Source organism: Acinetobacter sp. FB, from assembly GCF_056033405.1.
Genome location: NZ_CM148502.1, coordinates 2105589 through 2128892, shown reverse-complemented (window position 1 = coordinate 2128892; position 23304 = coordinate 2105589). Strand labels below are relative to the sequence as shown.

The 23304-nt window shown below is 39.4% G+C and carries 23 protein-coding genes and 1 pseudogene; 15 read left to right on the top strand and 9 right to left on the bottom strand.

Annotation, left to right across the window (positions count from 1 at the left end; genetic code table 11):
- Positions 1-29: 29 nt before the first annotated feature.
- The 5 genes from AC0JIQ_RS10075 to AC0JIQ_RS10055 all read left to right on the top strand — a co-directional run bounded on the left by AC0JIQ_RS10075 (position 30) and on the right by AC0JIQ_RS10055 (position 4251).
- On the top strand, positions 30-1421 hold the full coding sequence (locus AC0JIQ_RS10075; RefSeq protein WP_004661493.1) for a 3-oxoacyl-ACP reductase: 1392 nt from the start codon (positions 30-32) through the stop codon (positions 1419-1421).
- Between the two features lie 66 nt (positions 1422-1487).
- Entirely contained in the window at positions 1488-2342 is an 855-nt protein-coding gene (locus tag AC0JIQ_RS10070; RefSeq protein WP_474201570.1) for a MaoC family dehydratase, read from the top strand.
- 82 nt (positions 2343-2424) lie between these two features.
- On the top strand, positions 2425-3678 hold the full coding sequence (locus tag AC0JIQ_RS10065) for a serine hydrolase domain-containing protein (protein WP_474201569.1): 1254 nt from the start codon (positions 2425-2427) through the stop codon (positions 3676-3678).
- 37 nt (positions 3679-3715) lie between these two features.
- The gene (locus AC0JIQ_RS10060; protein ID WP_474201568.1) at positions 3716-4006 is read left to right on the top strand and encodes an SMI1/KNR4 family protein; all 291 of its coding nucleotides are present in this window, start codon (positions 3716-3718) and stop codon (positions 4004-4006) included.
- 2 nt (positions 4007-4008) lie between these two features.
- Positions 4009-4251, top strand: coding sequence for a hypothetical protein (locus tag AC0JIQ_RS10055; protein WP_474201567.1), 243 nt, complete (start codon positions 4009-4011; stop codon positions 4249-4251).
- On the opposite strand, the pseudogene AC0JIQ_RS10050 reads toward AC0JIQ_RS10055, so the two are convergent.
- Both AC0JIQ_RS10050 and AC0JIQ_RS10045 read right to left on the bottom strand, forming a co-directional pair.
- Positions 4224-4733, bottom strand: a pseudogene (locus AC0JIQ_RS10050) (GNAT family N-acetyltransferase). The gene AC0JIQ_RS10055 and the pseudogene AC0JIQ_RS10050 sit on opposite strands and share 28 nt — an antisense overlap.
- 15 nt (positions 4734-4748) lie before the next feature.
- A complete protein-coding gene (locus tag AC0JIQ_RS10045; protein WP_474201566.1) occupies positions 4749-5339 on the bottom strand; it encodes a TetR family transcriptional regulator in 591 nt (196 codons plus the stop codon).
- A gap of 124 nt (positions 5340-5463) precedes the next feature.
- Here AC0JIQ_RS10045 and AC0JIQ_RS10040 point away from each other — a divergent pair, with 124 nt between their 5' ends.
- Both AC0JIQ_RS10040 and AC0JIQ_RS10035 read left to right on the top strand, forming a co-directional pair.
- Positions 5464-6954: a SmvA family efflux MFS transporter gene (locus AC0JIQ_RS10040; RefSeq protein WP_474201565.1), complete on the top strand. Its 1491-nt coding sequence runs from the start codon at positions 5464-5466 to the stop codon at positions 6952-6954.
- A 198-nt stretch (positions 6955-7152) separates the two neighbouring features.
- Positions 7153-7530: a hypothetical protein gene (locus AC0JIQ_RS10035; RefSeq protein ID WP_474201564.1), complete on the top strand. Its 378-nt coding sequence runs from the start codon at positions 7153-7155 to the stop codon at positions 7528-7530.
- A gap of 83 nt (positions 7531-7613) precedes the next feature.
- On the opposite strand, the gene AC0JIQ_RS10030 is transcribed toward AC0JIQ_RS10035, so the two are convergent.
- Both AC0JIQ_RS10030 and AC0JIQ_RS10025 read right to left on the bottom strand, forming a co-directional pair.
- The gene (locus AC0JIQ_RS10030) at positions 7614-8207 is read right to left on the bottom strand and encodes a Maf family protein (RefSeq protein ID WP_474201563.1); all 594 of its coding nucleotides are present in this window, start codon (positions 8205-8207) and stop codon (positions 7614-7616) included.
- Complete coding sequence (locus AC0JIQ_RS10025) at positions 8207-8590, bottom strand: DUF2237 family protein (RefSeq protein ID WP_050039473.1); 384 nt, start codon at positions 8588-8590, stop codon at positions 8207-8209. Before AC0JIQ_RS10025 ends, AC0JIQ_RS10030 begins: the two co-directional genes overlap by 1 nt.
- Before the next feature lie 139 nt (positions 8591-8729).
- Between AC0JIQ_RS10025 and AC0JIQ_RS10020 the strand changes: the two genes are divergently transcribed.
- A complete protein-coding gene (locus AC0JIQ_RS10020) occupies positions 8730-9917 on the top strand; it encodes a phosphoglycerate kinase (RefSeq protein ID WP_474201562.1) in 1188 nt (395 codons plus the stop codon).
- A gap of 140 nt (positions 9918-10057) precedes the next feature.
- Positions 10058-10300, top strand: coding sequence for a hypothetical protein (locus AC0JIQ_RS10015; protein ID WP_474201561.1), 243 nt, complete (start codon positions 10058-10060; stop codon positions 10298-10300).
- Positions 10301-10346: 46 nt separating this feature from the next.
- On the opposite strand, the gene AC0JIQ_RS10010 is transcribed toward AC0JIQ_RS10015, so the two are convergent.
- Positions 10347-10730, bottom strand: a complete 384-nt coding sequence (locus AC0JIQ_RS10010) for a hypothetical protein (protein WP_004661508.1) — start codon at positions 10728-10730, stop codon at positions 10347-10349.
- Between the two features lie 195 nt (positions 10731-10925).
- On the opposite strand from AC0JIQ_RS10010, the gene AC0JIQ_RS10005 reads away from it, so the two are divergent.
- Genes AC0JIQ_RS10005 through gspM form a run of 5 tightly spaced genes read left to right on the top strand, consistent with a single transcriptional unit; the run spans position 10926 to position 14795 of the window.
- Positions 10926-11504: a nitroreductase family protein gene (locus tag AC0JIQ_RS10005; protein WP_474201560.1), complete on the top strand. Its 579-nt coding sequence runs from the start codon at positions 10926-10928 to the stop codon at positions 11502-11504.
- Between the two features lie 47 nt (positions 11505-11551).
- On the top strand, positions 11552-12625 hold the full coding sequence (locus AC0JIQ_RS10000) for an NAD(P)H-dependent glycerol-3-phosphate dehydrogenase (protein WP_004661512.1): 1074 nt from the start codon (positions 11552-11554) through the stop codon (positions 12623-12625).
- Between the two features lie 57 nt (positions 12626-12682).
- The gene (sixA, locus tag AC0JIQ_RS09995; RefSeq protein WP_474201559.1) at positions 12683-13138 is read left to right on the top strand and encodes a phosphohistidine phosphatase SixA; all 456 of its coding nucleotides are present in this window, start codon (positions 12683-12685) and stop codon (positions 13136-13138) included.
- Between the two features lie 38 nt (positions 13139-13176).
- A complete protein-coding gene (gene gspL / locus AC0JIQ_RS09990; RefSeq protein ID WP_474201558.1) occupies positions 13177-14316 on the top strand; it encodes a type II secretion system protein GspL in 1140 nt (379 codons plus the stop codon).
- Positions 14316-14795: a type II secretion system protein GspM gene (gspM, locus tag AC0JIQ_RS09985; protein WP_474201557.1), complete on the top strand. Its 480-nt coding sequence runs from the start codon at positions 14316-14318 to the stop codon at positions 14793-14795. The genes gspL and gspM overlap by 1 nt, the downstream gene beginning before the upstream one ends.
- 46 nt (positions 14796-14841) lie before the next feature.
- Here the strand turns inward: gspM and AC0JIQ_RS09980 are convergent, their stop codons facing one another.
- The 4 genes from AC0JIQ_RS09980 to AC0JIQ_RS09965 form a co-directional block, all read right to left on the bottom strand.
- The gene (locus tag AC0JIQ_RS09980; protein WP_227505844.1) at positions 14842-15438 is read right to left on the bottom strand and encodes a sensor histidine kinase; all 597 of its coding nucleotides are present in this window, start codon (positions 15436-15438) and stop codon (positions 14842-14844) included.
- A gap of 682 nt (positions 15439-16120) precedes the next feature.
- Positions 16121-16822 carry a response regulator gene (locus tag AC0JIQ_RS09975; RefSeq protein ID WP_034601242.1) on the bottom strand — a complete coding sequence of 234 codons (702 nt, stop codon included), beginning with the start codon at positions 16820-16822 and terminating at the stop codon, positions 16121-16123.
- Between the two features lie 329 nt (positions 16823-17151).
- Positions 17152-17751, bottom strand: coding sequence for a phage tail protein (locus tag AC0JIQ_RS09970; protein WP_474201556.1), 600 nt, complete (start codon positions 17749-17751; stop codon positions 17152-17154).
- 72 nt (positions 17752-17823) lie between these two features.
- The gene (locus AC0JIQ_RS09965) at positions 17824-18159 is read right to left on the bottom strand and encodes a helix-turn-helix transcriptional regulator (RefSeq protein WP_474201555.1); all 336 of its coding nucleotides are present in this window, start codon (positions 18157-18159) and stop codon (positions 17824-17826) included.
- 272 nt (positions 18160-18431) lie between these two features.
- On the opposite strand from AC0JIQ_RS09965, the gene AC0JIQ_RS09960 reads away from it, so the two are divergent.
- Positions 18432-23171 carry an ESPR-type extended signal peptide-containing protein gene (locus AC0JIQ_RS09960; RefSeq protein ID WP_474201554.1) on the top strand — a complete coding sequence of 1580 codons (4740 nt, stop codon included), beginning with the start codon at positions 18432-18434 and terminating at the stop codon, positions 23169-23171.
- Positions 23172-23304: the final 133 nt, after the last annotated feature.

Here is a 23304-nt window from a genome sequence, read left to right as displayed (position 1 = left end):
AAAATTCATTTGTATGAGAGATAATAATCATGACCGATCAATACCAAGCATTTACACAATCACCTTTGGGTAAATTTGTTGTAAAAAATTTAGGTTTACCATCACCAGTTAGCTTAGATCGTTTTGAAAGTGCCCAACCTGTTGTAAATGGTGCCGTATTGCTTGGCGCAGCACCTTCAAGCACTATTTCTGCTTCTATTGCACAAGTTCTTAGCAATATCCATGCAGATAGCTACGTAGGCAATAATGTTGAATTACAACAAACTGCTGCAAAAGTAGGTCTAAACCTTCGTCCTTTAAATGCGGATGATAAAGAGTCTAAGTTTAAAGCAGTCGTATTTGATGCTTCAGGTATTCAAGATTCTGAACAGTTAAAAGCGTTGTATAACTTCTTTAATCCAATCGCACGTCAAATCTCAAGTTCTGGTCGTGTAATTGTAATTGGTACAACACCTGAAACAGCTAAAACCGTAAAACAAGCGATTGCTCAACGTGCGCTTGAGGGTTTTGTGAAGTCTGTTGGTAAAGAATTCAAAAAGGGTATCACTGCTCAAGTGGTTTATGTAGATCAAGGTGCTGAAGCAAACTTAGAGTCTACTTTACGTTTCTTAATTTCACCACGCTCTGCTTATGTATCTGGTCAAGTGATCCGTATTTCTAAAGCAGAAACAGTGAAATTAGATTGGGCTAAGCCACTTGCGGGTAAAACTGCACTCGTAACAGGTGCAAGCCGTGGTATCGGTGAAGCAATTGCACAAGTATTGGCTCGTGATGGCGCACATGTGATTTGCTTAGATGTTCCTCAACAACAAGCTGATCTTGAGCGTGTTGCGGGTTCAATTGGCGGTTCAGTATTGGCAATCGATATTACTGCTGCTGACGCTGGCGAGAAAATCAAAACTGCTGCGGCTAAACAAGGCGGTTTGGATGTCATTGTTCACAATGCAGGTATTACTCGTGACAAAACTTTGGCAAACATGAAGCCAGAGCTTTGGGATCTAGTCATCAACATTAACTTGTCTGCAATTGAACGTGTTAACGATTACTTACTTTCTAATGATGGTTTAAATGCAAATGGTCGTATCGTTTGTGTATCATCAATCAGTGGTATCGCGGGTAACTTGGGTCAAACCAACTATGCAGTGTCTAAAGCAGGTGTAATTGGTTTGGTTAAATTTACTGCACCAACATTGAAGAATGGTATTACGATCAACGCGGTTGCACCAGGATTCATTGAAACTCAAATGACTGCTGCGATTCCATTTGCGATTCGTGAAGCAGGTCGCCGTATGAACTCAATGAACCAAGGTGGTTTACCTGTAGATGTTGCTGAAGCAATTGCTTGGTATGCTTCTACTGGTTCAACAGGTGTGACAGGCAACGTTGTTCGCGTATGCGGTCAAAGCTTGTTGGGCGCTTAAGCGTTAAAAGTTTTGAAGAGGGGTGCTTGTGCATCCCTTTTTTATAAAAATATAGAAAGGTTCATTATGAATACACGCCATTTTAGTCAATTACCAAAGCCTTACTTAGCTTATCCAAAAGTTATTCAAGGTTTAATTTTTAAAAAGCCAAAAGGCGAAAAAGTATTACCACAAGTTGAATATGTGGTAGATACGCTTAACATTGATGCAAAACATTTAGAAAGCTATAACGAAATTTGTGGTTTTAAAAATGATGGTTTTGTACCAGCAATTTATCTAGCAGTACTGTCGCAAAGTCTGCAAATGCACATGATGACAAGTGAAGCATTTCCATTTGCGATTTTAGGATTGGTACATATTCGTAACCAAATCAAGCAAACACGTAAAATCGCTGTAAATGAGCAAATTACGTTGTCATGTAAATTTGGCGAACTTCAGCCACATGATAAAGGCTTACAATTCGATTTCATTACAACTGCCAAAGTGGGTGGTGAAGTGGTGATGGAAAGTTTAACGACTTATTTATCACGTCAAAAAACTGAGAAAAAAGCTGCTGAAAAATCAAAAGAATCTAAAGAGCCTGCATATCAGCCAAAAGCAGAATGGAATATTTCTGAGAATACTGGTCGCCGCTACGCATTGATTTCAGGTGATTTTAACTTGATTCATATTCATGCAGTCACAGCTAAAGCATTTGGTTTTAAACAAGCGATTGCTCATGGCATGTGGAGTAAGGCAAAAGCTTTGGCGAGTATTGAGTTACCCGCTGCTTATGAAGCAGATGTTTGGTTTAAATTGCCGATGTATTTACCATCAACTGTTGAGTTTTTAACAGCTGCTGAATCAAAACAAACTGACTTCTTGATTCGTAACGTTAAATCTAAAAAGCCGCATGTTGCGGGAACAGTGAAAGCACTTTAATACTGAATAGTATTGTTGAGTCAGCCCTTTTGTTCGCAAGAGGGTTATTCTAAAAAATATAAATATCATAAGGATATGTGCATTGATTAAAGAGATTTTATTTGCCGATACGCATAATTATCATGGCAAGGTTGATCATCGTTTTATTGACCTAGCAACCCAATTCAGTCGTTTGCAAGATGCGAGAAGCCATCAGGGTGGCGCTGCATTGGTGGTATATTTCCAAGGTCAGAAAGTTGTTGATATTTTTACCGGTAAAAAATCTCAAGAACAAGATTGGCAATCTGATACTTTGGCAATGTGTTATTCGACAGGTAAAGGAGTTTTAGCAACGCTTGCACATATTTTAGTAAGTGAAGGCTTACTGGATTATGATCAGCCTATTGCACATTATTGGCCTGAGTTTTCTCAAAATGGCAAAGCCAATATAACATTGCGTCATGTTTTATCGCATCAAAGTGGTTTATTTGATATCCGCAATACGATTGAGACAGCAACAGAAATGTTGGATTGGTCGCATATGTTAGAGGTAATGGCAGCTGCTACTCCTCGTTTTGCAGCAGGACAAAGCTTTGCTTATCAACCACTGACTTACGGTTGGCTCGTAGGTGGGGTCATTGAAAAAGCAGCGAAACAGCCTTTAAGTTGGTTAATGCAGCGTTATCTGGTGCAACCGCTTGAATTGGATGGTGCATATTTTGGTACACCAAACTCTGAATTACAGCGAGTTGCTCGGTTACTTGAAAAACCTAAAAAACCATCTGCACCAAAGCCACAAGTTAAAAAAACTGATCAACCTCGCAAAGCCTCATTATCAGAAAAGTTCTTAGAACTTTCAGGACAAAGCCCTCAAGATTTCCAAGATGCCATGATTCCAAAAGGCATGCGTAATTTTAGCTTCTATAGTGATGCTGGTTTACAAGCTGTTATTCCAGCGGCAAATGGAGTCTTTACCGCAGATAGTTTGGCAAAAGTCTATGCGATGCTTGCCAATCAAGGACAGTGGAATGGTCAACAATTGATTCGTCCAGAAGTATTTAAGCAGTTAAGCACCGTACAATCTAAAGCACGTGATCGAGTGATGCCAATTCCAATGCATTGGCGTTTAGGTTATCACCGTATTTTGACGATGGGCAAACGTGCGCCGCATGGTTTTGGACATGTTGGCTTTAATGGCTCAGGAGCATGGTGTGATCCAGATCGTGAACTGAGTTTTGCTTATACCCATAATTTTAATATGACCTCTGCAACAGGTGATTATCGTTTGTGGGGTTTAAGCCAAGAGACTCTACGCTGTGTAGATGCTATTTTAAATGGAAAGAAAGGGTGGTTTTAATTTAACATAAATCAGTGAAATATAATTAGGTACTTAGATGAGTAAATTTGTTGATGCTTGCATTCAGTTAAAAGTGTTATTGAATGCTAGTCAGGGCAAACCCATAGAATTTCCATCAGGAGTAGTTTATGAGTTTCATCTAATCAAATTATATACTCTTCAAGAAATCACCTCTTTTGAATTAAAATTTAATCTCATACTTCCTGATAGTTTTAAGTATTTTTTATCAGAGGTTGGGGCTTCTCAGCTTTATGTTGATAATTTTGGTTTGGGTTTTGATTTTATACCTTTGGATGAAATATATAATTTTTCCTCTGACGTTTTTTAGAGATGGAAAATCCATTTCCTCAATTATTTTTGTTCGCTTCAAATACTGGTAGAGGGGATGTTATAGGTTTTGATTTAAGAGAAGCAATATCGGATAAAATGTCTATATTTTACCATGAAGATGATCCTGAAACTTGGTTGGATGATACAGAACATTGGTCTACTTTTGAAAATTGGCTAATTCAGCTAGTATCTTCTGAAGCTGAGATTGACTTAATTTACCCTATATCAAACGGTGGAATATGATAAATCACCGACTCATATTTCCTTTGCATCTCGTATCCAACAATAGTTCCACCTAGAAAATTAGCCAGTTTACGACTAGGCTGATTTTCGACTGTAACTGGATATAAAAAATATTGAACTGGATGGCTAGAAGCCTAACGCAATACTTCTAAAATCGCTTCTTTGGCAAAACCTTGATTGTGACAATTTTCCCGAATCCATAAGCCAAATTCTGGTGTCGAAGTGTGTAAATGATGAATACCAATTAAGCCAATAAACAGATGGGTTCCTTTATCACGTAGAACAAAATGATGGTCGGTATACTTTGTTTCAGCAATTAGCCATTTTTGACCGATTTGCTCCAACTCTTTGAAGCTTTGAGCAGGTTCCCAAATCATATAACGGGTTAAAGTTGTTGTTACGTAAGGATAGATGTCGGCAAGATCATCCATTTGAAATAGAAATAAATCGAATCTTTGACTTTGTAAGAATGGTACTTTTATTTTTATTTCATTTCTTTAGATTCTATTCTTAAAAAGCTCTGCCTGAATAATTGCATCAGTATGTCTCTTAAAATCGATCTCATTTAAACCATTCAAACCCAGTTTATAAATGCCTTCTAGCCCACAGACAAAAGCAATCAATCGCCAAGCAATATCATGACTATTCGTGTCAAATTGAAATTCCCCTTGAGCTTGACCTTCATCAATCATACGAACAATGGAGCGATGCCAATCTTGCATGGCAATATTATAGGCAAGTTTGATTTCTTGATCCTGATCAATGAGCACTTCAGCTTCATTCCATAGTCGTAAATAGGGTTGAATTTGTTCAATATTTTCACATCCAAGTAGAAGAGAGAGGCGGTGTAAATAATTTGTGGTATAAACTTGGTTTTCAATTTCATCAAGTTGCTGCATTAGCTTAATAAATGCTTCTGCTTTTAAATGCGAGTTAGAAGCGAAGTGATGATGGACTTGTCCAGTTGATGTTTGTGCTTCGGTGGCAATACGGCGAACGGTCATCGCAGAGAAACCTTCATTCAAGGCAACCTGCATGGCTGCTTGTAGAATCATTTCACGACGTTGTTCTTTATTTAAATAAGCCATACTTTCAGCGCCTTAGGTGATAGTCACAAACACAAACAAAATAACGCATATCTTTAAATTGGACAAGTGTTCAAATTTGGTTATAATAACACCACTTGAACATATGTCCAATTTAGAGAAATTTATGTCTAGCAAGTGGTTAATTCTTGCAATCGTTGTATTGATCTATCTCCCTGTATCAATTGATGCAACTGTCCTCCATGTCGCAACACCGACCTTAAGTGAGTCTCTTTCATTATCGGCAAATGAGTTGCTGTGGATTATTGATATTTATTCTTTGGTCATGGCAGGTCTTATTCTGCCGATGGGGGCATTGGGAGATCGTATTGGCTTTAAAAAGCTCATGGTGATTGGTGGGATTTTGTTTGGTCTAGCATCATTGGCGGCCGCATTTTCTTCTACTGCATATGCACTGATTGGTTCACGTGCTTTATTGGCGGTTGGTGCAGCCATGATTTTGCCTGCGACTTTATCTGCAGTTCGTAATACTTTTCTTGATGAAAAACAACGTAATTTTGCTCTAGGCATTTGGGCTACAGTTGGCGGTGGCGGTGCTGCATTTGGTCCATTATTGGGTGGTTTTCTATTGGAGCATTTTCATTGGGGTTCAGTCTTCTTGATTAATGTTCCGATTATGCTTGCTGTCATTATTTTTACTATATTTGTCATTCCGAAACAGGCAGGGCAACCGAAACAGAATCTTAACTTGTTACAGGCTATTGTATTGGTGGTTGCCATTCTCAGTATGATCTATGCGATCAAGACTGTGATGCATGGCTTTAGCATTTGGTCAGTTTTGATCTTTGCAGTGGGTTTTAGTTTATTGATTGGCTTTATTCGTACACAGCTCACATCAACCTCTCCAATGATTGATATTCAATTATTCAAACATCCTGTGATTGCGACAGGTGTAGTGATGGCGATTGTATCGATGATGGCTTTGGTTGGCTTTGAATTGCTGATTTCACAGGAATTACAATTTGTTTATCAGCTTTCACCATTGGCAGCTGGGGCATTTATTTTACCCTTTATGATTGCGATCAGTTTAGGTGGTCCGATTGCCAGTATGCTGGTCAATCGTTTCGGTCTGCGCTCAGTTGCATCGCTCGGTATGTTGATGAGTGCTTTAAGTTTATGGGGCTTGGCACATACTGACTTTATGCAGGCGCAGATGCAAGCATGGGGCTGGATGATTGTTTTGGGTCTAAGTGTGGAAATTGCTTTATTGGCTTCAACCTCTGCAATTATGTCTTCAGTACCGCCAAGTAAGGCGACCGCAGCAGGGGCAATTGAGGGAATGGCGTATGAGTTGGGAGCAGGTTTAGGAATTGCCTTTTTTGGTTTGATGTTGTCATGGTTTTATGCCAACTCGATTGTGGTTCCAGTCGATGTGCCACATAACATTATCGAACAGATGAGTAGTTCGATTGGTGAGGCGGTTCAAGCTGCCAAACAATTACAGCCAACAATTGCTGAACATTTGATTCAAGCTGCAAAACAGGCCTTTAGTCAATCGCATCGTTCCGTACTGAACGTGGCTGCGCTCTTGTTCTTGATCTTGTCGATTTTTATTTGGTTTGCTTTACCGAAAAGAGTTTCTTCAGTTGAGGAATAGTCGGCTTACCCTTATCCAAATTGGGTTTGGGTAAGGGTGTGGCTAAAATAAGCAGTTAGTATTAAAATTTGATAGCGTTAAAGTAAAATCGAATATTAATAATTTGTTATGTTGCAATAAAGGTTCAAAAATGTAGTTTTCAGTGCTAATAATGAAATGCTATACTAATTTTTCATATATTTTGCAATAACTTATAAAATGAAAAAGATTGCGCTATTTCTTGCATTAATCGCTCTCATGGGATCAACCTCAACACAGGCTTATGAAGCAGAGCCAACAAAAAAAGATATGAAGGAATTTTATGCTTTATTAAAAATTATTTACAGCGATATGCCTGCATTAATGAATGGATTTGAAGTTTTAATAGATAATGATTTTGATCTGAATAAAATTAAAGATAAAAAAACCGTTTGTGATGCGGTACAGGCAGCGGAAAGGATTACTTATATAGCTAATCAATCTAAAGTTCATCCATATTTTCAGAAATCAATCGACCAGTTAAGAGAAACAATGCCTGAAGATAATGCAAAGGTTATTAAACAAGGTCTTCAGGATAGTGGTTATAAGTGTTTATAGTGAATAAAAAATTGGTGTTGGCATCTTTATCCATTAATTGACTTGAAAAAATACCTTGTCTCAATAAGCTTAGGTAAGGTTTTCTAAGGAACCTTAAGCTCGAAAGCGCGTAAGATCTTGCATAATTGAATCATGGGTAGACCCATCAACGTAGTTTGATCGTCACCAACCATTTTCTCAAATAAGCTAATCCCTAAGCTTTCACACTTAAAACTACCCGCACAATGCAAGGGTTGATCAATTTCGATATAACGTTCAATCTCAGTTAGTGTCAATTGGCGAAATTTCACTTGGTAATGCTCAACCAGTGTTCTTTCAAACCCTGATTGCAAGTGCTGAACACTGAGAGCGGTGCTAAAAAACACGATTTTCCCTGAGTTTTCTTGTAATTGTTGAATAGCATTTTCAACACTTAAAGGCTTACCAATAAAGTCATATGGTGCGTGTTCACGCCAAGCGACTTGATCAGAACCAATGACAATCGCATTTGGATTTTGTTCAGCAATGACACGTGCCTTCTCATAAGCCAGACGTTTAGCCAAATCATCGGCATGTAATTCACCCATTGCAGATTCATCAATATCAGGTGAAATACAACGATAGTCCAATCGTAAACGATCCATCAAGTCTTTACGGGTTTGGCTGCTCGATGCCAAAATCAATTCAAACTGATTCATTAGACCGCATATTCCACGAGAATATTCAGTGGCACATAATGCAAAACGGCATTATGGCAAGCATTCAACTTAATCGGTGGGGCTTGACCAGCTTCGTATGCCTCAACCCAGCGTGTGACACAAATACACCAAAAATCACCTGGTTTTAATCCAGGGAAACCCACTTCTGGTAAAGGGGTAATTAAATCATTCCCAACTTTTTGTGAGAAATTTAAGAAATCTGAAGTCATTTGCGCACACATGGTGTGCTGACCTAAGTCCGTGACCGCCGTATGGCAAAAACCATTACGGAAATAGCCCGTGATTGGGTCAAAGCAACAACTAGATAAAGGTTCTCCAAGAACATTTAAACGATTAATTTTTGGATCAGGATGAATAGACATAATAATACAAAGATTTAATGACGATGATTATGATAATCAAAAGTGAAATTTTAGACAGCTTTTCTGCAAAAAAACTCACCTTTATTTCAGAGAATCATTTAAAATTGTGCCGTTTTTAAAATCAACTAGAGAGCCATCCATGAATTTTCAGCGCATGACTGACCTTGATTTAGCAGGTAAACGTGTTCTTATTCGTGAAGACTTAAACGTTCCTGTAAAAAATGGGGAAATTACCAGCGATGCACGTTTACGTGCTGCATTACCAACAATCAAAGCTGCGTTAGATAAAGGCGCTGCGGTAATGGTATTTTCTCATCTTGGTCGTCCTGTAGAGGGTGAGCCAAAGCCAGAGCAATCACTTGCACCAGTTGCAGCTTATTTAAGCACTGCTTTGGGTCAGGATGTTAAATTATTTACTGATTATTTAGATGGCGTTGAGGTTGAAGCGGGTCAAGTGGTATTACTTGAAAATGTACGTTTCAATCATGGTGAAAAGAAAAATAAAGAAGAGCTTGCACAAAAATATGCAGCACTTTGTGATGTATTTGTTATGGATGCATTTGGTACTGCTCATCGTGCAGAAGCGTCAACAGAAGGCGTAGCACGTTTTGCAAAAGTTGCTGCTGCTGGTCCGTTATTAGCCGCTGAATTAGATGCGCTAGGTCGAGCAATGCAAACACCTGAAAAACCAATGGTAGCAATTGTTGCGGGTTCTAAAGTATCAACAAAACTTGATGTATTAAATTCACTTTCTAGCATTTGTGATCAATTGATTGTGGGTGGTGGTATTGCTAATACATTCCTTGCTGCTGCTGGTTTCAATGTTGGTAAATCTCTCTATGAAGCTGATTTAATTGACACTGCGAAACAAATTGCTGCAAAAGTAAGTGTTCCATTACCAACTGATGTCGTTGTTGCTGATGCAACTCAAATCGACTTCAGTGACTTCTTAGGTTCTTTGGCAAATGCTCAAGCAGTTGTTAAGAAAGTAGAAGATGTTGCAGATACTGACATGATTTTAGATGTTGGTCCTGAAACTGCACAAGCTTTTGCAGAAATCTTAAAAACATCAAAAACGATTCTTTGGAATGGTCCAGTAGGCGTATTTGAAGTTGATCAATTTGGTGAAGGAACCAAGACGCTTTCATTGGCAATTGCTGAATCTGCTGGTTTTTCAATTGCAGGTGGTGGTGATACATTAGCAGCTATTGATAAATATGAGGTTGCTGATCAAATCGGTTATATCTCAACGGGTGGTGGTGCATTCTTAGAATTTGTAGAAGGCAAAACATTACCTGCGGTGGCTGTTTTAATTGAGCGTGCTTAAGTAAGGTTTAGCTTCCATTATATAACAAGTGATTTAAAAAAGAGTCGATATCAATCGGCTCTTTTTATTGTGTCATTAAAATGTCATATATTTGCAATATGATTGTCATCAACTTAACCAAGTAACTGTGGAAAGCCGTGATGAAAATGAAATTAACCCTTGCCGCTTTAATTATTGCTCCAATCATGTTGACTGCATGTGGAAAGAAAGAAGAAGCAAAAAATGTTGAACAGCAAGAACAAGTAGCTTCAGAAGTATCAGCACCGACTACTCCAGAGCAACAAGCTGCGATCAACGCAATTGATAAGCCAGAATTACAAGATAAGAAAAATACTGAAGCAGTAAGCCCTGCTTCAGAAGAGGCTACGAGCGAAGCTCACTAAGCTGAATTTAATAAAAAAGCCGATATTAATATCGGCTTTTTTATATTTATGAATTGGCTTTGCAATAGAAAGTAAGCGTTGTTTGATAGTCATCATCTTTGGCTAATGAAGCATTTTTACCTGTAATCGTTCCAAGTACACCCGCAGCAGCTTCAACCAATTTGCCTGTTTGTTCATCGACTACACCTTTTAAAACGCCTTGATATGCAGTTTTCTCATCAACCACGACTGGTGATGTATTTCGGGTGCAAGTTTTTTGAGCGGCACTAATGGCATTATTTTTAGCGATCAAATTGGTTTTACCAATTCCCGTCACTTCATATTGATTATTTTCTTTTTGGATCGCTAAGGTGTTGGTCGGTGTTGATGCACATGCGGTGAGCCCGAGTACCAAGCCACCTAATAAACTCATGATTAACGTTTTTTTCATTGCTTGTTCTCAAGTAGTTACCTAATTGGATTATTTGAACATATTATTTTTAATTGCTTTTGCAGGTTATGTACAGTTTGTAGTAGCGCTCTGTTAAATTTCTCAAATTCATGATTAAGCAAGGATTAAACGTGGTGGAAATTGGCTAGATTATGCTAATCTAAACAAATCCTTGTGTTAGTTAGATTCATGTCAATGACGGACTCAAATATAGAGACAATTCATCAAAATATTCATCAACGTCAATCTATTGGTCAGCTTGTTGAACCAGCGCCAAATTTACAACAACTCGAAAAAGCAGTACAAGCTGCGTTGACCGCACCTGATCATCATCGTTTGAAACCAACACGTTTTGTGGTTGTAACACCTGAGCAACGAGCGGCTTTTGGTGAGCATTTGGCAAATGCTTTAGCTGATATGGGCGAAAATGACCCTGCACAATTAGAAAGAGTAAAACATCATCCATTTCGCGCGCCTTTACTTGTTTTAGTCTTAACCACGATCCAAGATCACCCAAAGGTTCCACACTTCGAACAAATTTTAAGTACGGGTGCTGCTGTTCAAAACTTCTTACTCTCATTACAAGCACAAGGTTTTGCGAGTATGTGGCGTTCTGGTGCAGTTGTAGAATCCAATTGGCTTAAGCAACAATTCGGCTTAAAAGAGCAAGATTTGATTTCTGGTATTATTTATATTGGAACAGCCGCTAAAACGATTGCACCTCGTGCAGAAATAGAGAGTCAAGATTTTTTAAAAGTATGGCAACAAGTTTAATCTTATTGATGAATGATTAAAGAAAGAAATTGGTTTCAGGAAAAAAAATGACAGAGTTAAAATTTAGTGATTTAGTTGAGCCTGTGGCAGTAGATCAAAAAACAGCATTAAGAATTACTGTATTAGGTGGTGGAAGTTTTGGTACAGCAATGGCAAATTTAGCTGTACGCAATGGTTGCGATACCATGATTTGGATTCGTGATGCGGCTGTAGCAGAAGAAATTAATCAAACACATATTAATAAACGTTATTTACCTGATTATCCATTAGAGCCAGCTTTACGCGCTGTTGCTGATTTAGAATTAGCGGTAAGAGATCGAGATATTATTTTGGTCGCAATTCCTAGTCACTCATTTCGTGATGTTTTAAAACAAATTGCGCCGTTTATTACAGCCCAAGCAGTAGTTTCATTAACCAAAGGAATTGAAGCAAAAACCTTTAGTTTCATGAGTGAGATTATTCGCGCAGAATTACCAGAAGTTCCTTACGGCGTTTTATCAGGGCCTAATTTAGCCAAAGAAATTATGGCAGGTATGCCATCAGGAACCGTGATTGCAAGTGAATCGGAATTGGTACGTTATGCGGTACAACATGCTTTGCATAGTGCGTTATTCCGTGTGTTTGGTAGCGATGACGTACACGGTGTAGAACTGGGTGGAGCATTAAAAAATATTTATGCGGTTGCTATGGGGATGGGTGCTGCTTATAACATCGGTGAAAACACCAAAAGCATGATTTTAACCCGTGCTTTGGCGGAAATGAGTCGTTTCGCGGTAAAACAGGGTGCAAATCCTTTAACTTTCTTGGGGCTTTCTGGTGTAGGTGATTTATTTGCAACTTGTAATAGTCCATTAAGTCGTAACTATCAAATTGGTTTTGCACTCGGTTCGGGTAAAACACTTGATCAAGCAACTAAAGAATTAGGTCAAACAGCCGAAGGGATTAATACCATTGTCCAAGTACGTGCTAAAGCACAAGAATTGGATGTTTATATGCCGATTACCAATGCTTTATATGAAGTTATTTTTGAAAATGCGCCACCAATGACGATCGCTTTATCATTGATGAAAAATGGTCATCGTAGTGATGTAGAATTTGTTTTACCACATCATGAAGTTTAATCAGAAAACTGTCATCAATCATTGTTAGTATATAGGTATAAATAATAAGGTCGTTTTATGCAGTTAACTTTAGTACGTCACGGTGAAGCATCTCCAGCAATCAACGGTAATGATACGCAACGCCCATTAACATTGCGTGGACATCAACAAGCAGAGCAAACAGGACATTTTTTAAAAGATGTCATTCAGCCTGAAATTTTTATTGTTAGTCCGCTATTACGTGCCCAAGAAACTTTGGCACATATCAAGGCTCATTTTCACGGCATTCCTGTTTTAATTTGCGATAAAATTAAACCTGATGATGATGCTAAGGATGCAATAGAATGGTTATCTAAATTACCCTATGAATCCATTGCTGTGGTCTGTCATATGAATGTAGTTGCAAATATCGCAGAGCAATTGACGCATGAGAATTTTAATCCGTTTGCATTAGCAGAAGCACGTATTTATGATCAAGCTGTGATTGCCAATGGTTTATCAACACAAAAGAATCGTTTTATACCAACACTATAATTTATATATCCGCGATAGGATAAGGGTACTGAACACCGATGCTGTATTTATGGATGCCCGAAACCAATGGAACATGGTATTGGTCGGCAGGGGAAAATTGGTTACAGGCAAATAGTCTTGAGCAGTTGATTCAGGACTTACAAGCGCATAATGGAAAAGAGACGGTAGTCTATTTTCCAAGCCGTAATGCACAAATCTTGCAACAACCTATGACAAAAATGCACTACAAGCAGCTAGGGCAGGAAGGGCTTAAATACTTATTAGAAGAATATGTGACTTTGCCAATTGATCAAATGAAGGTGGTTCATCATTTTCAAAATGATCAGCTTAATGTGATGGGCGTGGCTCATTCCACAGTTGAGACGTGGCAACATGCGCTTAGTCTTTTGCCAATTCAAATTGCAGCGTTCTTACCTGATTTTTTAATCTTGCCAACACCAGAAGAAAATCAAGTGGTGATTGCAAACCTTTATGATCACTTGTTGGTAAGAGAATCGGAATGGTCTGGTAATTCAGTGGATGACTTGGGATTATTCCTTGAGTTTCAAACATCTGAAACGAACTATAAGCTGGCAAATCTTAATTCAGCTGAATTAGCAACTGTTATGGCTGCTTCAAGCCAAGATCAGTACACTGAATTTAGTTACCAATTTCAACCCTTGGCAAAGGCAAAACAGCATCCATTTAATGTTTTGCCAAAATCCAAGAATGCAGAAGTTCAATGGTCAGGTTATTGGAAAGCTTCAGCATTAGTTTTGGTTGCCGTCATTTTTGTTCAATTGGGTTATGATGCTTTACGTTGGTCTAAACTAAAAAAAGTGGCTGATCAGACATCGGCGCAGGCGATAGATCAATATAAATTCTGGTTTGGTGAAAATAGTCGCGTTACTGAGCAGAACATTAAAAGTCAGTTTGAAAGTCAATTACGTATGAGTCAGCTAGGTGATACTCAAGCACTTTCGTTGTTGAGTAGAGTAGGACCGATTTTAATGCAGAAACAGATCATTGCTCAGCAAGTCAATTATGATGCTTCGACTTTAGCAATGTCATTAAAAGCTAAATCCGCAGATGACTTACAAGGATTAACTCAACAATTAAACCAACAAGGTTTCCAAGCTGAATTAGGTAACGTTCAAGCAGATTCGATTGGTGCGATTGGGGTGGTAAAAGTAAAATAATGAAAGCATTAACAGCTCTACAAAATAGTTTCGATCAAAAAATTGAAACCTTAAATCAATATTTACAGAGCTTATCTGTACGTGAACGCGTGATGGTAATTTTCACAACAGTTTTTTTAATTGTTGTGATTATTGGTTTTGCATTATGGAAAATGCATGCATTGGCCGAGCAACAGCAAAAACGTTTAAATGAATTAAAAGATTTAACGGTTTGGATGCAAAGTAATGCAGCAACAATGAAACCTGCAAATGATCTGGAGCTATCAGCGGCAGATAAAATTCAACGTACGGCACAACAACAAGGCTTATCAGTTTCTTCACAGCAGAATGGTGAGCAAATTCAAATTGTCGCTGAACATCAAAATTATGCTGTTCTTGCAAACTTCTTAATGCAACTCTCTCAAATGGGGTTAAGCATCCAAAAAATGGATATGGTTTCAAATAACAACCAAATTAAGTTAACTGCAACCGTGCAATAAATATAAAGGAGCTTGAAGCTCCTTTAAATTTATAAATTCATCATGATTAACTCTGAATGACTCTAATGATGGTTTGACCACGCTTGGACTGAACATCCATGACAGAATGAATTTTCTCAAGACGAATTTTCATGCTACGCAAACCAATATTGACATTTGCACTATTCACTTCATCGACATTAAAGCCGATGCCATCATCTTCAATCTCTAAAATAATTTGCTTAAGGTCAGAAAAATACAAACGAACAATGACTTTTTTGGCGTAGCTATGTTTGATGACGTTGGTAAGTGCTTCTTCTGTAATCCGCAATAATGTCAAACATTCCAATGCACTAGGTTGTGAATGCCAAACTTCTGCAAAATCCCAAACAGATTGAATACTTAACTCATTGAAAATTTGACTAAATCGATGTCTAACAGGTGCTCCCCATAAAATAGGTGTTTTTGGAACTTCACCTGAGACACTTGATCCACTGTCGATGACTTCTCTGAGATCATCACGAAGCAGTTTCAGAATAGATAAGAATTGTTGGTTATCAAAATTTTCTTTACTTTGGCTAATCACACCAATAGAACGAACTAAAGAGCTGCCCAAAATATCATGTAAATCATGAGAAAATTGTAGTCGTTCCTGACGCCTCATTCTCTCTAATTCTGTTTGATGAATATTTAAAATATCTTTGACATTACTGATAATTAATAATGTTGAAAAAATCAGCAGCCCAAATAAAAAGCACAATTGTATTTGAAACCAATCATGATCTGTGTGCACTGTTTGAAAAATAATTTTCTGATCGATGAGAGGGACTATAAAAATTAAACCCGATGCTAGAAAAATAATTTTGATCACTTTGTCTATCATACTATGGCTATTTACAGCGAAGATTTTTGGAAATTTTAAGCCAACAATGCACGCCGAAAAAAGGAAAGAAATAAGTAAAGTAAGTTCTAATTTTGAATTTAGATAAGCGAAATAAAACAATAGAGGAAGAAAAATACTAACCAGAATAAAACTCAATTTGAAAGAAAAAGATTGATTGAACTTATATAAAACTGATTGAGCAAATGAGAAAAATACACCTAAATAAATTAAGCTGAAAAAGAAATACCAATGAGATGTTTTTTGAACAGGGGCTAAATGCAGAATTAATAAACTAGATCCTGTTATTATTAGGAAAATTGATAACCAAGAAATAGAAGGAGGTAAATATTTTTTTAAAGTTGTGGTTAGTAAAATAGCACCAAATGCTATGATGAAAATAGGAATAAATAGGTTAAATGAATTTTGAATAATCGACATGTATTTCTAATTTCTTTCTCAATTTTCAGAATAAACCTAATGAATAAGCAATTTTTATTGCTTTAGAACGACTATCTACCGCAAGTTTACTATATATATTACGTAAATGAGCTTCTACGGTATAACGTGATAATCCTAATTCATTTGCGATATCTTGATTGTTAAATCCCTGAGTAACGTAATCTAGGATTTCCAATTCTCTTGCAGATAAATTTTCAGGTGAGTTTTTAATTTTTTGTGGCTTTTTGACCATGTTTGTTAAAATAATCTGAGCAAGAAAAGGGTCGATTGGTATACCGCCTTTTAAGATTTGCTTAATAGACATGAGGACTTCAAAATCATCTCGTTCTTTTAATAAATAGCCAGTTGCACCTGCTTGAATCGCTTTAAAAATAGCTTCTCTTGTACTCCATGCAGATATAACTAAAATTGGAACAGTGGGATTCTTTTGGCGTAAAGTTCTGATTAGTTTGGTGCCATTACCATCGGGTAGTCCCAAATCGACTAGAGCAAAAGCAATCTTTTTTGCTTTTACTGAGGCTATAGATTGATCCAGTGTATTAGAAAAGATTAAATCTTCATTATTGTAATTAAGATCTATTAATAGTTTTTTTAATCTATTTTGAATAATGCTGTCATCTTCGACAATCAATACCGGTTTTGGTAAGTCGAATGAAAATAGGGGACTGTCAAAATGTGCTTCTTTTTCTATCGTTTGTTCGATCATAGTAATTATCAAGTAGTGAAGCTTTTTTAATTATAAACATGCTTTTTATATTTTCTATATTTTTTTAATAATAATTCATTTATTTATTTTAAATTAATACTTGTTTTAATTTTTAATAATAAACGATAACTTATTAATTATCATTATTATTAATCTATATTTTTTAATATCTGATTTTTATACTATAATTCACCTAAAAATTACTTTAATTTTAACTTTTAAAAATATTCTGTAACTTATGCCTTACGTTGTATTCCCTAAATAATTATCTTAGTACAATGAATCTAGTTTGAATTAACATGTCTAGATTCATTGTGATAAAAATACAATTATTGTCGCGAAGGATAAATGCCTTCCAAGCTAATGATGTAATACAAGCCTAAATATGGGTTGGTTATATTGATTGGTTGCCCAGAACCTGTATTAGAAGTGGTTTGCAAAGGTATGGTCACTTGAGCACTACCTTGTATTGCTTTCATATTGACTGGTTGGGCTACGTTTTGAGCGAAAGTATCAAGTGTTCCACCTGTGGTGGCATCGTTCGCATTTGCCCAGATAGCATCAGTTGGACTCGATGTATTACCACCAGCAGAACTTGCTTGTGGAGTAAATGTTACTGTTGCTGCAACAGTTTGAGCTGCAATCACATGGTTATGAGGTGGTAAGTTAGTCGCTAATATGGTCGTACTATTATTACCAGCCACCTGACCAAGCTGTGCATTATTATTTACACCTAGCGCAAATCGATTTACTAAATTTGGTAATGCAAATGTTCTTACACCATCACCACCATAGGTTGTACCTAATAAACTGAATAATGCTTGGTATTGTGCGATCGAAAGTAATTGTCCATTACAAATAGCCCAGCCGCGAGGGACAAAGTTGTAAGGTACAAGAATAATTTCACCAACATATGGATCTGCGCTCATATAATTTTTTCCTTTTAGTTTTCAGAAGTGTTGTTAGTCATTGTTGTGTAAGTCATTAAAATTGATCTTGACTTAGGCGCATACTCCCAAAACATCGTATTTTTCTTGGATTGTTTTGAATTTCCGATTTATCGATTTGCGATAACTATAAATAGTTTCAATAGTTAGATTGAGCTGTACAGCAATATCTGAACTACATAGATCTTGAGTTAATAACTGAACGATGCTGCGTTCTCTAGAGGTAAGATTATTTAGAAATTCTGAATAATAGGGACAGAACTGAATTAAGCAGGCACGGTGATGGATTTTTAATTTTTGGTAAATATTTTCTTGATGCGTGGTGACAGTACGTTCACTGATGTGTAGTTTGAGGGATATTTCTTTAACGCGATAATTGTATACCAACATTTAAAAAAATTTGACGTTCGCGTCTGCTTAGTCTCTCTAAGATACTCATGTTTAATCCTTGTTTTTAATCATAAAAAATATTTAATTTTTTCTTGTTTTGTTTTCACGTTATTAAATGTGAGTTGAAGATGATTTGCATCATTGAAATTTGTTATTCCAAACAGTTTTTTTTATCGATATTTTTTTATTTTTCTACCAAATTTCAATGATTCTTTATTACTAAAAATACTCTCTAATTTATGTGTTTATATTCACAAAAAGAAGGGAATAGTATGAATCTTATCTTTAAAAAAATTTGGAATAAATCTCTAGGGTGCTGTGTCGTTGTATCAGAAAATACCAAAAATTCAGGTAAGGGGAGTCAGGTCACTGGAAGCGTGCAACAACCATCAAAAATAGCCAGTAACATTCAGTTATTTAAGTTGAAACCATTGGTAGTGGCTACAGGTCTATCTTTAATGAGTTTGGTTTCACAACAAGTATTTGCTGAGCAAGTGATTACATGTGGCGCACAAGGCTCTAACAATAATCCGAGTATTGCGACTGCTGCATTGAATAATACGATTATTTCACAACAATATTGGGGAACGCTTTATTGTTTAAATCAACCTTCAGGTACATTGGTTTCCGATAATAAACTGTTGAATGATGATTTAAATGTAACAATTAGCACGGATACTTTAAAAGTTGGAGCAGGCGGAATTACCTCTAAGGGGGCATTAGGGAATGATCCTGGAAATGGTTCAATTTCCTTCAATAATAATAAGATCACTAACCTATCAAACGGTATATCTACAAATGATGCAGTTAATTTTGGCCAACTAAATTCGTTGGCCAATGTTTTTGGTGGTGGTGCAGGTTTTAGCGGAGGTGTATTTACTGGCCCAACTTATGTCATACAAGGGTCAAATTATACAAATATAGGAAGTGCTTTTACTGCTGTAAATACTAAATTAACGAGTTTACAAAGCCAAATTGATGGTTTACCAACAGGCGGTGGTGCTGATGGTAAAAGTGCTTATGAACTTGCAGTTGTAGGTGGATATGTTGGTACACAAACGCAGTGGCTAGCCTCTTTAAAAGGTGACAAAGGCGACAAGGGCGATAAAGGTGATGTAGGTGCTACAGGCGCAACTGGTGCAACAGGAGCTACAGGTGCTCAGGGTGATAAAGGCGATAAAGGCGATAAAGGTGACGTAGGTGCTACTGGCGCAACAGGAGCTAAGGGCGACAAAGGTGATATCGGCGCGACTGGCGCAACAGGAGCTAAGGGCGACAAAGGTGATATCGGCGCGACTGGTGCAACAGGCGCTCAGGGTGATAAGGGCGACAAGGGCGATAAAGGTGACGTAGGTGCTACGGGTGCAACAGGAGCTCAAGGTGATAAGGGCGACAAGGGCGATAAAGGTGACGTAGGTGCTACGGGCGCAACAGGAGCCACAGGAGCTCAAGGTGATAAGGGCGACAAGGGCGATAAAGGTGATGTAGGTGCTACGGGTGCAACAGGAGCTCAAGGTGATAAGGGCGACAAGGGCGATAAAGGTGACGTAGGTGCTACGGGTGCAACAGGAGCTACAGGTGCTCAAGGTGATAAGGGCGACAAGGGCGATAAAGGTGACGTAGGTGCTACGGGCGCAACTGGAGCCACAGGAGCTCAAGGTGATAAGGGCGACAAGGGCGATAAAGGTGACGTAGGTGCTACGGGTGCAACAGGAGCTACAGGTGCTCAAGGTGATAAGGGCGACAAGGGCGATAAAGGTGACATAGGTGCTACGGGTGCAACAGGAGCTACAGGTGCTCAAGGTGATAAGGGCGACAAGGGCGATAAAGGTGACATAGGTGCTACGGGTGCAACAGGAGCTACAGGTGCTCAAGGTGATAAGGGCGATAAAGGTGACGTAGGTGCTACGGGTGCAACAGGAGCTACAGGTGCTCAAGGTGATAAGGGCGACAAGGGCGATAAAGGTGACGTAGGTGCTACGGGCGCAACTGGAGCCACAGGAGCTCAAGGTGATAAGGGTGACAAGGGCGATAAAGGTGACATAGGTGCTACGGGTGCAACAGGAGCTACAGGTGCTCAAGGTGATAAGGGCGATAAAGGTGACGTAGGTGCTACGGGTGCAACAGGAGCTACAGGAGCTCAAGGTGATAAGGGCGATAAAGGTGATGTCGGTGCTACAGGAGCTACAGGTGCTCAAGGTGACAAGGGCGATAAAGGTGATGTCGGTGCTACGGGTGCAACTGGAGCTAAAGGCGATAAAGGTGACGTAGGCGCAACTGGTGCCACAGGCGCTCAAGGTGACAAGGGCGATAAAGGTGATGTCGGTGCTACGGGTGCAACTGGAGCTAAAGGCGATAAAGGTGATGTGGGAGCTACAGGCGCTCAGGGTGATAAAGGCGATAAAGGTGATGTAGGTGCTACGGGCGCGACTGGAGCTAAGGGCGATAAAGGTGACGTAGGTGCTACGGGTGCAACTGGAGCTAAGGGCGACAAAGGTGATATCGGTGCTACAGGCGCTCAAGGTGACAAGGGCGATAAAGGTGATGTAGGTGCTACGGGCGCTACAGGTGCTCAGGGTGATAAAGGCGATAAAGGTGACGTAGGTGCTACGGGCGCAACTGGAGCTAAGGGCGACAAAGGTGATATCGGCGCAACTGGTGCAACTGGAGCTACAGGAGCTCAAGGTGACAAGGGCGATAAAGGTGACGTAGGTGCTACGGGTGCAACTGGAGCTAAGGGCGATAAAGGTGATGTAGGTGCTACGGGCGCGACTGGAGCTAAAGGCGACAAAGGTGATATCGGCGCGACTGGTGCTACAGGAGCTCAAGGTGACAAGGGCGATAAAGGTGACGTAGGTGCTACGGGCGCAACTGGAGCAAAAGGCGACAAAGGTGATGTAGGTGCTACGGGTGCAACTGGAGCTAAGGGCGACAAAGGTGATATCGGCGCGACTGGTGCAACAGGAGCTACAGGAGCTCAGGGTGACAAGGGCGATAAAGGTGACGTAGGTGCTACGGGCGCAACTGGAGCTAAGGGCGACAAAGGTGACATCGGCGCGACTGGTGCTACTGGAGCCACAGGAGCTACAGGTGCTCAAGGTGACAAGGGCGATAAAGGTGATAAAGGTGATGTCGGTGCTACGGGTGCAACTGGAGCTAAAGGCGATAAAGGTGATGTAGGTGCTACGGGTGCTACAGGTGCTCAAGGTGACAAGGGCGATAAAGGTGACGTAGGTGCTACGGGTGCAACTGGAGCTAAGGGCGATAAAGGTGATATCGGCGCGACTGGTGCTACAGGTGCTCAAGGTGACAAGGGCGATAAAGGTGACGTAGGTGCTACGGGTGCAACTGGAGCTAAGGGCGATAAAGGTGACGTAGGTGCTACGGGCGCAACTGGAGCTAAGGGCGACAAAGGTGACATCGGCGCGACTGGTGCTACTGGAGCCACAGGAGCTACAGGTGCTCAAGGTGACAAGGGCGATAAAGGTGATAAAGGTGATAAAGGTGATGTCGGTGCTACGGGTGCAACTGGAGCTAAAGGCGATAAAGGTGATGTAGGTGCTACGGGTGCTACAGGTGCTCAAGGTGACAAGGGCGATAAAGGTGACGTAGGTGCTACGGGTGCAACTGGAGCTAAGGGCGATAAAGGTGATATCGGCGCGACTGGTGCTACAGGTGCTCAAGGTGACAAGGGCGATAAAGGTGACGTAGGTGCTACGGGCGCGACTGGAGCTAAAGGCGACAAAGGTGATATCGGCGCGACTGGTGCTACGGGTGCAACAGGAGCTACAGGCGCTCAAGGTGACAAGGGCGATAAAGGTGACGTAGGTGCTACGGGTGCAACAGGAGCTAAGGGCGACAAAGGTGATGTCGGTGCTACGGGGGCGACTGGAGCTAAGGGCGACAAAGGTGATATCGGTGCGACTGGTGCAACAGGAGCCACAGGTGCTCAAGGACCTAAAGGAGATACGGGAGCAAATGGTAAGAGTGCATTTGAAATAGCCGTTGACAATGGCTATACAGGTACAGAACAAGAGTGGCTTGCATCTCAAGGTGGTGGTGGTAACAATCCTTACCTTGATGCTAATCCAAATGTAACGAGTTCTGGTGCTAAAGCCACAGGCTCTGGAGCTACTGCTCTTGGAGATGGTGCTGTTGCCGATGGTGAAAATAATACGGTTGTGGGTTCTGGAGCTTCAGCAAAAGGAAAATCAAATACTGTAGTCGGTAAAGGCAATAAAGTTGAAGGTGAGCGTTCAGGTGCCTTTGGTGATCCAAACGTCATTCAAGCAAATGGAAGTTATGCTGTTGGTAATGATAATACGATCACTGGTGATAACAGTTTTGTTGTTGGCAATAACGTAAATACTGCTGCCAAAAATGCTGTTGTTTTGGGTAATGATTCAGCGTCTGATAGAGATAATACTGTTTCAGTTGGTGCTGCTGGTAAAGAACGTCAGATTATTCATGTTGCAGCTGGTGTACAAGATACTGATGCTGTAAATGTTAAGCAGATGAAAGATGCCAATACCAAAACTTTAACTGATGCTAAAACTTATGCAGATGCAGGTGATCAGGCAACATTAACAAGTGCAAAAGGATATACAGATAGTCGTGAAGTGGTAATGCGTCAAGAATATAAAACTGCTGATGCAAAAGTGCTTTCTGATTCGAAAGCTTATACTGATACCAAAGTTATGGATCTAGAAAATAACTTTAGAGATGTATCTAGCCGTGTGGATCAAACGAATCAAGATGTTCGTAAAAACCGAGAAATTGCCGCGCAAGGTATTGCTGGTATTACTGCGATGACAAATATTCCAATGCCAGCTGAACAAGGGGCTTCTACTGTCGGTATGGGTATGGGGTATTATGATAGTCAGTCTGCTATCGCTGTGGGAGCAAGTCATTACTTCGATAATGGTGTTGCAATCAAGGGAGCATTCTCAACAGGCTTTAATAATGGCAATACAACTGCTGTAGGTGCTGGTGTGTCTTATTCTTGGAAATAAGTAACATTTCTACAATTTAGTGAAAGGAACTAAGCTTTAAACGAGCTTAGTTCCTTTTTTTATTGAACTGCGAAATGTGAATTTGAATCAATTGCAAATGAACTGACTAAGATTAAAAATCTGAATAAAACCA